The sequence below is a fragment of the Campylobacter anatolicus genome, assembly GCF_018145655.1.
GTDB lineage: Bacteria > Campylobacterota > Campylobacteria > Campylobacterales > Campylobacteraceae > Campylobacter_A > Campylobacter_A anatolicus.
This window is the reverse complement of record NZ_JAGSSY010000004.1, coordinates 80,511-95,443: the sequence shown is the minus strand read 5'-3', so window position 1 is coordinate 95,443 and position 14,933 is coordinate 80,511. Positions and strand designations below refer to the sequence as shown.

General features: G+C 38.2%; 13 protein-coding genes. 4 read left to right on the top strand and 9 right to left on the bottom strand.

The genetic code is table 11. From position 1 onward, the window contains the following. Window positions 1-13: 13 nt before the first annotated feature. From dcuC to dnaG, 5 genes are all read right to left on the bottom strand, one after another. Entirely contained in the window at window positions 14-1,321 is a 1,308-nt protein-coding gene (dcuC, locus tag KDE13_RS07405) for a C4-dicarboxylate transporter DcuC (protein ID WP_212139703.1), read from the bottom strand. Window positions 1,322-1,332: 11 nt separating this feature from the next. Then, window positions 1,333-2,031, bottom strand: a complete 699-nt coding sequence (gene pepE / locus KDE13_RS07400) for a dipeptidase PepE (RefSeq protein WP_212139704.1) — start codon at window positions 2,029-2,031, stop codon at window positions 1,333-1,335. 18 nt (window positions 2,032-2,049) lie between these two features. Then, on the bottom strand, window positions 2,050-3,366 hold the full coding sequence (locus KDE13_RS07395) for an amidohydrolase (protein ID WP_212139705.1): 1,317 nt from the start codon (window positions 3,364-3,366) through the stop codon (window positions 2,050-2,052). Between the two features lie 152 nt (window positions 3,367-3,518). Further along, window positions 3,519-4,763 carry a Zn-dependent hydrolase gene (locus KDE13_RS07390; protein WP_212142194.1) on the bottom strand — a complete coding sequence of 415 codons (1,245 nt, stop codon included), beginning with the start codon at window positions 4,761-4,763 and terminating at the stop codon, window positions 3,519-3,521. 8 nt (window positions 4,764-4,771) lie between these two features. Further along, window positions 4,772-6,445, bottom strand: coding sequence for a DNA primase (gene dnaG / locus KDE13_RS07385; RefSeq protein ID WP_212139707.1), 1,674 nt, complete (start codon window positions 6,443-6,445; stop codon window positions 4,772-4,774). A 62-nt stretch (window positions 6,446-6,507) separates the two neighbouring features. Here dnaG and KDE13_RS07380 point away from each other — a divergent pair, with 62 nt between their 5' ends. Genes KDE13_RS07380 through aroC form a run of 4 tightly spaced genes read left to right on the top strand, consistent with a single transcriptional unit; the run spans window position 6,508 to window position 9,728 of the window. Continuing rightward, window positions 6,508-7,545, top strand: coding sequence for a hypothetical protein (locus tag KDE13_RS07380; protein ID WP_212143283.1), 1,038 nt, complete (start codon window positions 6,508-6,510; stop codon window positions 7,543-7,545). Then, window positions 7,523-7,972, top strand: coding sequence for a ribonuclease HI (gene rnhA, locus KDE13_RS07375; protein ID WP_212143281.1), 450 nt, complete (start codon window positions 7,523-7,525; stop codon window positions 7,970-7,972). The genes KDE13_RS07380 and rnhA overlap by 23 nt, the downstream gene beginning before the upstream one ends. Next, window positions 7,969-8,640 carry a ribonuclease III gene (gene rnc, locus KDE13_RS07370; protein WP_212139710.1) on the top strand — a complete coding sequence of 224 codons (672 nt, stop codon included), beginning with the start codon at window positions 7,969-7,971 and terminating at the stop codon, window positions 8,638-8,640. The genes rnhA and rnc overlap by 4 nt, the downstream gene beginning before the upstream one ends. 8 nt (window positions 8,641-8,648) lie before the next feature. Then, window positions 8,649-9,728, top strand: a complete 1,080-nt coding sequence (gene aroC, locus KDE13_RS07365; RefSeq protein ID WP_212143279.1) for a chorismate synthase — start codon at window positions 8,649-8,651, stop codon at window positions 9,726-9,728. A gap of 210 nt (window positions 9,729-9,938) precedes the next feature. Here the strand turns inward: aroC and KDE13_RS07360 are convergent, their stop codons facing one another. The 4 genes from KDE13_RS07360 to KDE13_RS07345 all read right to left on the bottom strand — a co-directional run bounded on the left by KDE13_RS07360 (window position 9,939) and on the right by KDE13_RS07345 (window position 14,499). Beyond that, on the bottom strand, window positions 9,939-11,084 hold the full coding sequence (locus KDE13_RS07360) for an iron-containing alcohol dehydrogenase (RefSeq protein WP_212143277.1): 1,146 nt from the start codon (window positions 11,082-11,084) through the stop codon (window positions 9,939-9,941). A 377-nt stretch (window positions 11,085-11,461) separates the two neighbouring features. Continuing rightward, a complete protein-coding gene (locus KDE13_RS07355) occupies window positions 11,462-12,139 on the bottom strand; it encodes an anaerobic ribonucleoside-triphosphate reductase activating protein (RefSeq protein ID WP_212143275.1) in 678 nt (225 codons plus the stop codon). A gap of 66 nt (window positions 12,140-12,205) precedes the next feature. After that, window positions 12,206-12,379 carry an anaerobic ribonucleoside-triphosphate reductase gene (nrdD, locus tag KDE13_RS09665; RefSeq protein ID WP_212139714.1) on the bottom strand — a complete coding sequence of 58 codons (174 nt, stop codon included), beginning with the start codon at window positions 12,377-12,379 and terminating at the stop codon, window positions 12,206-12,208. 17 nt (window positions 12,380-12,396) lie between these two features. Then, the gene (locus KDE13_RS07345; RefSeq protein WP_212143273.1) at window positions 12,397-14,499 is read right to left on the bottom strand and encodes a ribonucleoside triphosphate reductase; all 2,103 of its coding nucleotides are present in this window, start codon (window positions 14,497-14,499) and stop codon (window positions 12,397-12,399) included. Window positions 14,500-14,933 lie beyond the last annotated feature (434 nt).

Genomic DNA, 14,933 nt, shown 5'->3' with positions numbered 1-14,933 from the left:
CATACCTTCAAGTTTAAATAACAAAAAATGCGATCGCAACGACTGAGAAAAGCATACCTAAAAACGTCCGCTTTGCGATCTGTATAGGGCTAACCATAGCAAGACTCGCACAAACGATAGCTGCACCTGCTAGTGGAGACGCACTCCTACCTAAAGCCCCAGATATAGCCGCTGCCATACCTAGCTTATCTTGAGCAAATCCAAGATCTGCTGCGTGTATTGTAACGGCTTGATTAAACGCCATCGCCGCTGCATCTCCTGAACCGGTAACTACGCCCATTATAAACGGCACGAAAGTTCCGCCAAATTTAACATAACTTTGCTCTGCTTTTAGCCACTCTATAACGACATCTATCGCACCACACGCCTTTAAACCTGCGACAAACACACCAGCTGCGATAATGATACCAATGACATCAGCGTAAGCTGAACCCATACCCTTGAAAAACTCCTTTGTTATCTTTTCTGGGTTTGTTAAAGTTGCTACGATAGTGATGATAGCACCTAGCACCATAGCCTCTGCCACGCCCATCTTAGTCCAAGCAAGCCATGAAATTTTATTAAGATCAGTTCCACCTATGATTAAGATTATTAGTGGTACAAGCGGCATAAGTGCGTAGATTAAATTTACCCTTATCTCGCTCTTTTTAATCTGTATTTCGTCATTTTCAGCTAAGAAATTTCTATCTTTTGTATAGTCTTTAAAGATAACTGCCATAACGATCATCGTTATAAGTACTATAATAAGAGCGATGACAGCACTTGAAAACTGCACTGATATCACATCTTGAATGGTGTAGGTCTCAATGCTTTTTTTAACCATATCAGTTACATATATGTTATGTGCTGAACCGGGGCTTAACACACCGCCAAATGTCCCAGCAAAGACCGCTGCACCAGCCATAGCAGGGCTAACACCTGATGCCATAAGTAGCGGAATGAGTGTTGCACCAACAACAGCTGAACAGCCAGCAGCTGATGGAATGGCTATATTTATGAGATATGTTAGTATCGTAGTCATAGGGATGAGTGCAAAGCCGATATTTTTAAGCGGTCTAGTTAGTAGTGTAACTAAATGTTCATCACATTTTGTAAATTTCATAACAAAGGCAAAGCCCATAGCCGCACATATAGCCTTAATAAGCCCAGCCTTTGTCATATACTCAGTAAATGCTGCTAATGCATCCATAGGCTTAAACGCTACGATACAAAGCAACAAGCCAACGCCGATTAGAGTAGTTTTTGTATCGCGTTTTTTAACTAATAACCATACGACAGCGACAACGCCAAGTAGAGCCAAAATAAGCTTAAACGTCTGCATAAAATCTCCTTTTAAATTTTAAATTTATCTCCGACTTTGATAGTCGTGATCTCTTTTTGATATTCAAGCTTTAACACATCAGCATATCCGATGATCTCGCAGTTATCGTCGTTTATAAGTAGTGCGGTGCCTTCTGGTAGAGCATAGATGATTTCACGCGGATTTGCTATTAAAAACTCTTCTAATCTCTCCTCCCTACTCTCTCCGTTATGCCCTACAATCTTGCCACTTATGAAGTGCGGATTTATCTGAAATGGAAATAAATTTAACCCATCAAATGAGCGTGGCATAATGATAGGCATATCATTTGTTGTCATTATCGTCTTCCCAGCGATATTTGATCCAGCCGACCAGCCGAAGTATTTTGTTCCATTTGCAACAGCTTCTTTGATGGGCTCAATAAGATCAAATTTATAAAGCTCGTGTAGCAGCATAAAGGTATTTCCGCCACCTACAGCGATACTTCGTGCATTTTTAATTGCTGCTTTTTTGTCATCGTAGTGGTGGATTGATTTGATATTTTTATTTTTTAAGCGATCAATGACTTTTTGCTCGTATTCGTCGTTAGTGCGTCTGACACCTGCGTAAGGGATAAATAAAATTTCATCATCATTTGCGTCTGCTAAAAAGTCCTTGACCCAGTTCTTGCAGTGCCTTAGATAGCCAGTATCTTGATAGCTTGACGCACTGATAAGTAGTGCTTGTTTCATGTTTTTCTCCTAAATTTATTAAATTTTGCCGTTTAGCTTATACGCACATCGTAAAAATAGATCTACGCCAGTTACCAAACAGTTCTCGTCAAAGTCAAATTTATAGTTGTGGTGTCCTGCTGCTAGGCTCGTGCCTATCATCGCATAGCCACTCTTTCCCCCATTGTCTTGCACGAAACGCATAAAATGAGCGAAGTCCTCACATGCACTAAACTCAAAATTTCGCACGATTTTATCATTGTCAATAAATGGCGAATCGCTAGCCGCATCAAAAAACAGCTGCGTAGTCTCATTGTCGCTATCGCCTCCAGCTGTACCACCGGTGGCTACGACTTCACTTTTAACGTCATAAATTTCACTCACACCTCGCACGATATCCATACATTTTTGATACATAAACTCATTTAGCTCGGTGCTTTCACCTCTAGTTTCACACGCTAGATAGCCATTTGGTGCGATAACATTTCGCCCCTCTCCAGCACGTAAAATACCGACATTTATGCGAGTTACACCATTTGAATTGCGTGTTATGCCGTGCATATTTAATGCCATTTGTGCAGCGGCTAGTAGGGCGTTTGCTCCATCTTGTGGAGCTCCTGCTGCGTGAGCTGAGCGACCGCTTATATGCACATCAAATTTGGATGTGGCTAAAAGCTTTTTTGTGCCACAGATAATGCCACCCATAGATTCAGCCTTAAAGCCGATATGAGCACCTAGTAGATGATCCACCCCATCTACTACTCCAGCTTTTTGCATAGCCACAGCTCCACGTGTTCCCTCTTCAGCCGTTTGAAAGATGAATCTAAATTTGCCGTTAAAATCATTCAAATTTTCTTTGATAAGTTTTGCAAGAGCTAGTCCTATCGTGATATGTCCGTCATGTCCACAAGCGTGAGTAATGCCTACTACATCTGAGCTAAATCCCTGCTTTGCAGGTCGGTGACTCTCATCTTGACACTCCGTTACATCAACGCCATCTATATCAAAGCGAAATGCTACAAATTTACCAGTTCTACCAGTGTCTATATCGGCTACAAGTCCAGTTAGTCCATCTTCCATAATATCAAGGAATTTAGCCTGATCGGCATTTAGTAGGCTTTTTGCACGTTTTATTGCTGCTTTACAAGCTTCGTCTGAACCAAGCCCTTGACGAGCGTTGGCTACGACAACATCGCCACCCATTTTAAGCGTGTAGCCTAGCTTTTGTAGCTCATCAGCGATAACGGCAGTTGTAAAAAATGTATGCCATCCGGTTTCAGGATGAGAGTGAAAGAAGCGACGATGGGCGATAAGCTCATCTTTAAGAGTTAAAACTTTTTCTGCAATTTTATCCATTTAAAGCCCCTATTCATTAAAAAAATTTTAAATATTAAAATTATATCAGAATTTATAGGCTTAAAGCTTAAATTTTTAAGATATTATAGTATTTTTTGTAGATTTCTCTAGCTTTTAGGCTAGAGAAATTTAATTAAAATTTTTATAAATACTTACTCATTTGCCAGTTTTATCATCGCAGCTGTTAAAATTTCAGTTGCCTTAAACGCATCATCAAAATTTATGCTTTCATTTATATTATGGCTAATACCGTCTTTACAAGGGATAAACAACATACCAACGCTATCAGCTAGACTCAGCATATTCATCGCATCATGCCCTGCCCCACTTGGTAAATTTATCGTTTTTATACCAAGATTTTGAGCCTCATTGGTTAATAAATTTATGGCTTTTTGACTTAGTTTTACAGGTGTGTCTCGTATTAGCTCTGTGATCTTGTAGCTAAATTTCATCTCGCGACTTAAATTTGCAACAAATTGACGTAGCTCTTTATCTAAGGCACTTAGCTCATCTTTATCAATGTCGCGTATATCCACACCAAGCACAACTTCGCCTGGCACGACATTTAGCACGCCAGGTTTTGTCTTTGCGTATCCTATTGTAGCGACTGCTGTGCTTTTTGCAATGGCAAATTTCTCAGCAGCTATGATGATGTAAGATGCTGCCACAAGTGCGTCGTTACGCATATTCATAGGTGTTGCTCCACTATGATCGGCTCTACCTTTGATAACTAGCTCATAGCGTATGGGTGCTGCGATACCAGTTACCACACCAACAGCAATATTTAGGCGTTCTAGCACCGGACCTTGCTCTATATGAAGCTCTAAATAGCTATGATATGCTCCCTTTTGCAATATAGCTGAGTTTAAATTTTGTGGCTCTAAACCAAAATTTTTCATCGCGTCAAACAACGATATGTCGCTATCATCTTTTAGCTCATGAAGTTTGTTAAGCCCTAGTTTGCCACTTATTATCTTACTTCCTATAGTTGCCATTTTAAAGCGACTTGACTCTTCACAGGCAAATACTATCAGCTCAAGTGGTCGTTTTAGCGTTATGCCAAGCTCTTTTATGCTACGCACTGCTTCAAGTCCAGCCATAACACCCAAAGTGCCATCATAAAATCCACCAAATGGGACACTATCTATATGCGAACCAACGCTTACAGCAGGAGCGGAGGGTTTAGTGATAAATTTTTCATCATCAAATTTAGCATAGATATTACCTACGCTATCAACTCGCACTTTTAAATCTGCTGCTTTAAAAAGCTCGTATAAATACTCTCTAGCCTCGCATTCCTCTTTCGAAAATGCAAGTCGTGTCAGTCCACCATCGCTTAATGCTCCAAATTTTGAGATCTGTCTAAACTCACGTTCAAAACGTTCTTTGTTTATCATAATGCCTCCTAAATTTGATGTTGTTGTGCCTTTAGCTTATTTATTAAAATTACGATTTTTTCTAGTTTTTCTAGCTTATTTGGTTCGTTTGAGCTATGTATTTGGCGTTGTAAATTCTCATAAAATTTAATTTTTAAATTTAAGATGGCTTGATCTAGCTTTGTCATATCTGTGATGGGCTTTGCACTCTCATCAAGCTCTATCTCACGCAGTATTATCTCATCAGATTCGCTCACGCCACCATTTAACACTGCACGAAATCCATCTGTATGATGAATGAAAAATTTATCATCTATCTTATCAAGCACAAACTCCTGCGTCTGTGGTGAAATAAGCATAGTTTTAAGTATAGAAAGCTCTAAAATGTCCTTTTGATTTCGCATAGCTGGTGTAATTTGTTTTAAATTTGAATTTTGGCTATAGTGCGTTTTAGTAATATCTGTCCTACTTAGTGAAAATAAGTGTGGTTCAATGCCAAGCAAACTTGCCACTAAAGGTATATAAGATGTCGCTACAATTGGCTTTAAAGCATTTGTAAAAGCTCTAATCTCATCTAAGCATTTTTGTTTTTGTATCGGGCGTGTTAAGTCGTAGTTTTTAGTGATTTGACGTATATAAAACTCACCAAGCTCCACACCAGAGTTAAAAAGATTTTTTAGCTCATCTATCTTACCAGCAAATACCATATCCGCAGGATCGGCCCCATTACCTATGATAACTACACTTCCGTCTATCTCATTTAGGCTTAGTAGGTGTGATGACTTGATAGCTGCGTTTATGCCAGCTGCGTCACCATCAAAACAAAGCACCACACTTATATCATCACGTTTTAAAAGCGGAAGGTGCTTTTCGGTCAGAGCCGTGCCAAGCACTGCCACGGCGTTATTAAACCCTGCAAAGTGTAGCATTATCACATCTAAGTAGCCCTCTGTGATGATGATCTGCTTTTTCTCATAAATTTTTTGCTTTGCAATGTGATAACCATAAAGTAGCTTTGATTTGTCAAATACCGCACTTTGGGGCGAATTTACATACTTTGCAGGATTATTTGAGATAGTACGACCACCAAATCCTACGAGTCGCCCAGTGTGCGTGTATATAGGAAATGTTATGCGACTTATAAAACTAGCGTAGACCCCACGCTCATTTTGCTTTACAATGCCAACTTCTAGTGCCTCTTTTGGCTCTATTTTATTATTTTCAAGTACTCTTATCGTCTGAGCATTATCTCCGGCCCAACCTAGCTCGAATCGCTCTATCATAGCATCATTTATACCACGCCCATAGATATAACGCACCGCTTCTGCATTTTTGTAAAGCTCACTACGGTAAAAGGCGTTTACATTTTCTAAGATATGTTTATTTTCTTTTGAGGATTGAAATTCGCCCTTAGTGTATTCAAGGCTAAAATTTGAAATTTGAGCGATCTTTTCTATCGCTTCTGGATAGGTTAACTTCTCATAATCCATAACAAATTTTATCACATCCCCGCCAGCTTTACATGCAAAGCAGTGATAAATTTGCCTACTTTGGCTGATACTCATACTTGGGTTGCGGTCATCGTGAAAAGGGCAGACGCACTTATAGTTTGCCCCCATTTTACGCACAGGAACGTAGTGGCTTATGATATCAACTATATCGGTTTGGTCTTTTAATTTCTGTATTGATTTTGGATCTATCATAAGCGAGATTATACAATCATTTTGCTATAATGCAAGTAAAATTTTAACTTAAAGTTGCAAGAGTGGATATATTTTTTATAGAGCATAGAGATCCGATATTTAGTCTTATCGTGCTACTTGCTATCGTGCTGATGATAGCGTTTTTAAGCTATGCGTGGGGGATTTTCTTAAACAAAGATGAAAGAAAACGCATAGAAAAATTTATCAAAAAATTTGATAGTCAAAATGGACTAAGCGATGTTCACAAAGAGCTTTTGATAGCTACTGATGTTGATGTAGGTAGTCTAAGTGTGTTGGCTACAACATTTGCTAAAACTGGCGACTTTGAAAAGGCGATTAGTATCTATCTCATCGCACTTTCAAAGGTTAAGAGCAAGAGCGAAAAGGAGCTAGTGCTTGATGAGCTTGGAGAGGTCTATTTTAAGGCTGGGTTTTTAAAACGAGCAAATGATGTCTTTTTGCAGTCCTTGCAGCTCTCACCACGTAATGAACACGCCTTGAGATTTTTAACGATGATAGATGAGAAGCTAAAAAACTACGAAGAGGCACTGTATGCACTAAACTCACTTGAAGAGCTTGGCGTAAATGTAAGAGCTCAAAAGGCTTACATAAAAGCAAATGTAGTGCTTGATGATAAGAGCTTAAGCGTAAAAGAAAAGAGTGAGAAAATTTTAGCCCTTAGTACTGACTTTGCTTTACTTAAACGCATGTCCATGCAACTTTGGCTTAAAGATGGTTTGAGTTTAGCAGAATTTTCAGATTTTGCAGCGATAGATGATGTAATAGATATAATCTATCATCAAAAACAACCCATAAATTTAAATAATGATGGCTATAAAGCGGTATTTGTGGCTCGTGGGATTTTAAATTTAAAAGAAGATGAAGCTTGTGAGATAAAGGGCTTTGAGCTAAATGTTATTAAAAATTTAAACTCTGCTGGATATGACAGAGCTGAGCTGGGCTTTAACTATGTTTGCAAGTGCTGCAAAGGTTCATTTCCTATGTATTTTTACCGATGTCCGTCTTGCCACGAGTTAGGAAGTGTAAAAATTTTACCACACATAACAGAGAAAACTGATGAAAATAGTATGGCTTTTTAGTGATGGCTCGTGCTTAAATAATCCAGGACCTGGTGGTTGGGCGTATATCTTGGAGTTTGAGACAGCAAAAGGTAAAGTAGTAAAAAAGCAAAGTGGTGGAGCAAAGCAAACGACAAATAATCAGATGGAGCTAATCGCTGTCATTGAGGGTTTAAAAGCATTAAAAGAGCCGTGTGAGGTGCGACTACACACAGACAGCTCATACGTAGCAAATGCCGTAAATGGGTGGCTCTTTGGCTGGATAAAGAAAAATTTTAAAAATGTCAAAAATACTCCACTTTGGCAAGAGTATCTACAAGTATCAGCCTCACATAAGGTTATAGCGACTTGGATCAAGGCCCACAACGGACATCCGCAAAATGAAGAGTGCGACACGATGGCACGAGATGAGGCGATTAAATTTCAGCAAGGATTGTATGATATATGAAAAATTTAGATGATTTACAAGTGAGATTAGGCTATAAATTTAAAGATATTAAGACCTTAAATGAAGCTTTAACACATAAAAGTACAAAACTGCCTTATAGCAACGAACGACTTGAGTTTTTGGGCGATGCGGTTATGGATCTTATAGTTGGAGAGTATCTATTTAAAAAATTTACAAAGACAAATGAGGGCGATATGAGTAAGCTTAGAGCTGCACTTGTGAATGAAAAGAGCTTTGCAAATATGGCACGACATTTAAATTTAGGTGAGTATATTCACCTTAGTGTGGCTGAGGCTCACAATGGTGGACGTGAAAAACCAAGTTTACTTAGCGATGCATTTGAAGCGATTATGGGGGCTGTGTATCTAGAAGCTGGGCTTGAAACTGTGCGTGAGATAGCGGTTAAGCTACTTGAACTTTGCTATCCAAAGATTGATTTTTCGCACCTTGCAAAGGACTATAAAACAGCACTTCAAGAGATTACTCAAGCAAATTTGGGCGTAACACCTGTGTATGAGCTGGTACGTAGCTATGGTCCTGATCATAAAAAAGAGTTTGAGATAGCCTTGCTACTTAACGAGCATGAAATTTCACGTGCAATCGGTAGTTCTAAAAAAGAGGCTCAGCAGTTAGCTGCTAAAATTGCCTTAGATAAAATCAAAAAATAGGATAAAATTTGAATACTTTCGGACAAAAACTGACCTTAACAAGCTTTGGTGAGAGTCATGGTGTAGCTATTGGCGGAGTATTAGATGGATTACCTGCTGGTGTGAGAATAGACACTGAGTTTTTACAAAGTGAGCTTGACCGTCGTAGACCTGGACGAAATAAATTTGCCACTGCTCGTGATGAGAGCGATAATATTGAAATTTTTAGCGGTGTGTTTGAAGGTATTAGTACTGGTACGCCGATAGGATTTGCGATATTTAACGCTAATCAAAAATCAAATGATTATGATAATTTACGTGAGATTTTCCGACCTGGACACGCTGATTTTACATATTTTAATAAATTTGGCATAAGAGATCATCGTGGTGGTGGCAGGGCAAGTGCTAGAGAGACAGCTGTGCGTGTAGCTGGTGGAGCGTTTGCTCAAATGCTTTTAAATGAGTTTAATATAAGCGTAAAAAGCGGTATTTTAAGTATTGGTAAAGTATTAGCGGTCTCAAATTTAAAGGATGCTGATTTTGATTTGGCTATGAATTCTGAGATTTTCGCACTTGGTAACGAAGAGGCTTTAAAGTGTGAGATAATGTCCGCTCGTGAGGCTCACGATAGTGTTGGTGCGTCCGTGCTTAGCATTATCAATGGTGTGCCTACGGGGCTTGGCGAGGGGCTTTATGATAGGCTGGATGCAGTTTTGGCTTCAGCTTTGATGGGGATAAATGGCGTTAAAGCCGTTGAGATAGGTGATGGCGTGAAAACCAGCCAAATGTATGGCTCACAAAATAACGATGAGATGGGTGTAGATGGCTTTCTGAGTAACCATGCAGGAGGAATCTTAGGTGGTATGAGTAACGGAAATGAGATCGTTTTAAAGAGCTATTTTAAGCCTACCCCGTCTATTTTTAAAGAGCAACGTACGATAAATTTAAAAGGTGAAGCAGTTAGTTTTGAGCTTCGTGGACGCCACGATCCTTGTATAGGTGTGCGTGGAAGCGTAGTAGCCACTGCGATGATAAGGCTAGTCATAGCTGATATGCTGGTTCTAAACGCAAGTGCTAAGCTTGAAAATTTAAAAAAAATTTATAATTAAAAAGATAGAAATAATAGCTTTATGACCGAACTTTTAAGCTTTAATAAAGAAAAATTTACAGCCTTTATCTATGAGTTGTAGGTGTCATTTGGGTATATAGATCTTTGTTGGTGATAGATGATTATAGTGTCTTTAAGGTATAGGGCTAGTTTGTTTTATTTTTACTATCTGTTTGGGGCTAAAGCGGATGATAGTCCGCTTTAAATTTAATCACTTTGCTAATGAAAATATCTTAGTTATCGCCTCTTTAGTATATGTTTTGCTCATACCCCAATCTTTTGAGTTTTGCTCTGCAACTGCGATAATCTCACTTAAAATTTTATCATCAATATTTAGCTGTGATAGTGTTGTTGGAGTGCCGATCTTATCAAACCATTCTTTAAGTGATTCTATGCCAGCGTCTGCACCGTTTACTCCAAACACTTCACGCCCAAATCTCTCAAATGCAGCCAGTTTATTGTGTTTTTGCCACTTCATCCATGCAGGCATAACAACAGACAATCCAGCCCCATGTGCACAGTCAGTTACAGCACTCATTGCGTGTTCTATCATATGATTTGGATAGCTATAACCTGCTGTGCCAACGTATGTTAGACCATTTAATGCCATAGTCGCAGCCCATGCAAACTCCGCTCTTGCATTATAATCGCTAGGATCAGCAAGTAAAATTTCAGTCGTTTTTATGACTGTTTTTATATTTGCTTCTATGTATGCGTTGATGATTTGTGGTTGCATATCTGCGGTGAAGTATCCCTCTATGCTATGTGCGATGATATCAGAGGCTGAATAGACCAGATACTCACGACTTACACTCGCTTGAAGTTCAGGATTTATGATAGAGACTTTAGGATATAAACAAGGTGCGTCTATGGGATATTTCTGGCGAGTTTCCTCTTTGGTTACGACCCCACAACTATTCATCTCAGAGCCAGTCGCAGCTAGTGTGATAATGTCAAAAATTGCTAAAGCTTTGCTTGGGCTTTTACCTGTAAAAAAGTCCCAAACATCGCTATCATAACAGGCTCCTGCTGCGACTGCTTTTGCACTATCAAGCACTGAACCGCCACCGATTGCTAATACGCTATCTGCTCTAAATTCTTTGGCGATTTTGATTGCTTCATTGACTTTGCTAAGCACAGGATTGCTTTTTATACCACCGCACTCGGTAAATTCGATACCATTTTGCTTTAAACTTTGTGTTGCTACGTCAAAAAGACCGCTTTTTTTCACACGTTCACTGCCGTATAGGATGAGTGTCTTTTTTACACCAAACTCCTTCATATACCTACCGATCTCTTTTTCTTTACCTCTACCAAACTCTATACGAGTTGGGTTGTAAAAACTAAAATTATTCATTTTTTCTCCTTTAAATTTTCAAAATTTTTATAAGTTTATAAGCGAAACTATAGCTACCAAATATCGATATTTTATGCTACGCAGTAGTGTAAGTGGCTAGCTGCCGAAAGAGGAAGCTTTTAAATTTTTAAAGACTTTTTTATATAAAAAATATTGGGCTAGAATTACACTTTACTCGTAGTTACAAATGCAATGAAGCAAAAATCGCCATATTTCTTAAAGCCCCAACTTCCGTGCACTTAAGGTTTTTGCTATGCCACAGACTTATATTATAGATTCATACTCATAAATTTCTGTAATTATAGCTTTATTTGAATAATAGTGATAGAACGATTCTGCAAATTTCTTGCCTAATTCTGCAAATTTTATTAAATTTATTAAAAATTTCGTAGTTTTATCGGTATCGGTGAGATGATTTTTTCTATATCAAAACTATTTTTAGCATTATTCAGTGAGCCAAAATTTGAGCCAGTATCTAAAAATTTCTGTAAAAAATACTTACCCTCATAACCCATTTTTCTTAAAATTTGAGCCATTTGCGAGATGTCACTTTCATCTAAAAGGTCAAAATGAAGCGTCGTTCGGACCTCAAATTTAAATTTTATACTTAACAAAAACTCAAGTGTGGCAATAAATTTATCATATAAATTAGAGCCAGTTATAGCTTTAAATTTATGCTTTAAAGCCTTAAAATCAAGTGCAATGTAATCAATCAAACTCTCATCTATCGCAGTTTTTAACATATGTAAATTTGAACCGTTTGTATCAACTTTGAGTAAAAATCCACGCTGCTTAACCTCACGAGCTAATGGTAAAAATGCCGTATTTAAGGTGCATTCGCCACCGCTAAAAACGATACCACTAAGTTTTCCCACACGCTTGTTTAAAAATTTACAAAACTCATCGCCACTTATACTACCGCTACTCATTACTACATCTACGTTATAGCAGTAGGCACAACGCATATTGCACCCTGCAAACCACGCTATAGCAGCGATCTCATCAGGATAATCAAGTGTAGTAAATGGAGTTATACTGTGTATGGGATATCGCAAATTTTTCCTTATAAAGAGTTTGGTGGCTTTGCATAGAAATTGCGACTGCCACCAAACTTGGCTAGTTTAGGCTTTTTGGCAGATACTTACGCATTCGTCAAATTTAACGCGTTCTTTGTGTTCGCCCTTTTTACCTAGGTTAAAGCTCTCAACAGGGCGGTGATAGCCCATAACACGCGTATATACTACGCATCTTGTGCGTTTATCACTCATCTGCTCTAAAATTTCTTTTTCACTCATTTTTTCTCCTTTGATTATTAGCACTTACATTTTTTGATCTCAGCCACTAGCTCGGCATCGCAGATAGGGCAAAACTCATGCTCTCCAGCGATATATCCATGCTTTTTACACACGCTAAATACCGGTGTTATCGTGATGTATGGCAGTTTGTAGTTTTGTAGTATTGACCTCACTAAATTTTTACACGCTTTTGGTGAGCTGATACGCTCTTTCATATACAGGTGAAAGACTGTTCCGCCAGTATAGGCACTTTGAAGTTCATCTTGCAGATCAAGTGCCTCGTAGGCATCATCTGTGAAATTTGCTGGAAGTTGCGTTGAGTTTGTGTAGTAGATATTTTCATCCATTCCAGCTTGGATTATGTCTGGGTAACGTTTTTTATCCTCTTTTGCAAAGCGATATGTGGTACCTTCGGCCGGAGTGGCCTCGAGATTATAAAGGTTGCCCGTGCTTTCTTGAAATTCGCGAATTTTGCCACGCAAAAACTCAACCATCTCTAAGGCAAATGCACGACCAAATTCAGTGGAAATATTCTCTTTATCATCTGTGAAATTTCGTAAAAGCTCATTCATTCCGTTTATGCCGATCGTGCTAAAATGATTATTAAAATGTTTTAAATAGCGTGCTGTGTATGGATAAAGTCCACGATCATACATCTCTTGTATAAATTTACGCTTCTTTTCTAGAGTTGATTTGGCTAAATTTAAAAGGTGTATGAGATGGTTGTAAAGTCCCTTTTTATCGCCCTTATAAAGATAGCCAAGACGTGCTAAATTTATAGTTACCACACCGATTGAACCAGTCATCTCAGCTGAGCCAAATAGACCGCCACCACGTTTTAGTAACTCTCTAAGATCAAGCTGCAATCGACAGCACATAGAGCGGACATGCCCTGGTTTGTAGGCTTTTTCATTTGGTATACGGTTGCCATTTTCATCGGTGATATATTGAGAGCCTATGAAATTTTGAAAGTAGCTTGAGCCCATTTTGGCGGTATTTTCAAATAACACATCAGCTATTTCGCTATCCCAGTCAAAATCTTCTGTGATATTTACTGTTGGTATCGGAAATGTAAATGGCTGAGAGCATTTATCGCCTTCAGTCAAAATCTCATAAAATGCCTTGTCAATTCGTGCCATCTCAGGCTCAAAGTCGCCATAAGTCATATCTACAAGTTTCGCCCGTCCACGTTCTTTTGCACGTTTTAAAGCGTTTTCATCGTTCAAATTTGAAAAAAGATGCATATCGCTTGATGTAGGTATCTGATCTTTTAAGTCAGTAGGGCAGGTGATATCAATAGTAACGTTAGTAAATGGGCTTTGTCCCCAGCGTGCAGGGACATTTAGGTTGAAGATAAAGCTTGTGATTGCTTTTTTTATCTCTGTATCGCTTAGATTATCTTTAAAAACATATGGTGCTAAGTATGTATCAAAGCTAGAAAATGCCTGTGCTCCAGCCCACTCGCTTTGTAAAATTCCAAGAAAATTTGCCATCTGGCTTAACGCCTCTCGGAAGTGCTTTGGCGGTCTGCTCTCTACACGTCCACGGACGCCGTTAAAGCCTTCGTTTAATAATGCACGTAGTGACCAACCAGCACAATAGCCAGTTAAACAGTCAAGGTCGTGTATGTGATACTCGCCATTTCTGTGAGCTAAACCCTCTTCTTTACTATAAACCTTATCGAGCCAGAAATTTGCTATAACTTTGCCGGCGGTATTGTTGATAAGTCCAGCATTTGAGTAGCTAGTGTTTGAGTTTGCCGAGATACGCCAGTCGGTACCGTTTATATACTCATTTATCGTTTGAGTTGAGTTTATGTATGTCGTATCTTCGCTTAGCCCAAGGACTTGTTCGCGTTGCATTTTGTGTGTATGGCGATAGAGCATAAAGCTTTTCATTACATCAAAATACCCAGCCGCAAATAGCTCCTTTTCTATCGCATCTTGCACGTCCTCAACACTGATAGCGGCTTGATTTTGAAATATATCTTGCACTACGTTGGTAAAAATTCGCTCATCATAGGGCGTGTTTTCACTCTCAAACGCTTTTTTGATCGCATCAACTATCTTGTATGCGACAAAGTCCTGTTTTGTTCCATCTCGTTTTAGTATAGATCTCATTTTGTTTCTTTATTGGTAATTTTTAATTATATTAATAGTTTGAAAGTATAGGCAAAATTTGCTTAAAATTTAGTGAGTTCAAAAGCTTTTATTTGATATTTTTTATCATTTAAATAAATAAGTTTCATTTTAAAATTAAGTTTAGAAAGTAAATTTATAGCGTATTTTACGGAATTTTATTATAAATTTTAAATTATTAACATAATTAAATAAATTAATAAATTTATTTAAAATATTATATACTAAAATTACTTAAATTTGCGATAAGAGATTTTACAAAGGATGTATTTAGAATTTGACTTTTATTTTTTCATTTTCTATAAGCCATCTTTTCTGTTTTTGACAAAAACAGAAAACTTTTTATTGTTGCTGTGTTAGTTTTATAATCGGAGTTTATCGTGTGATTTTTTGATATTCGCTATATTTTCTATCGT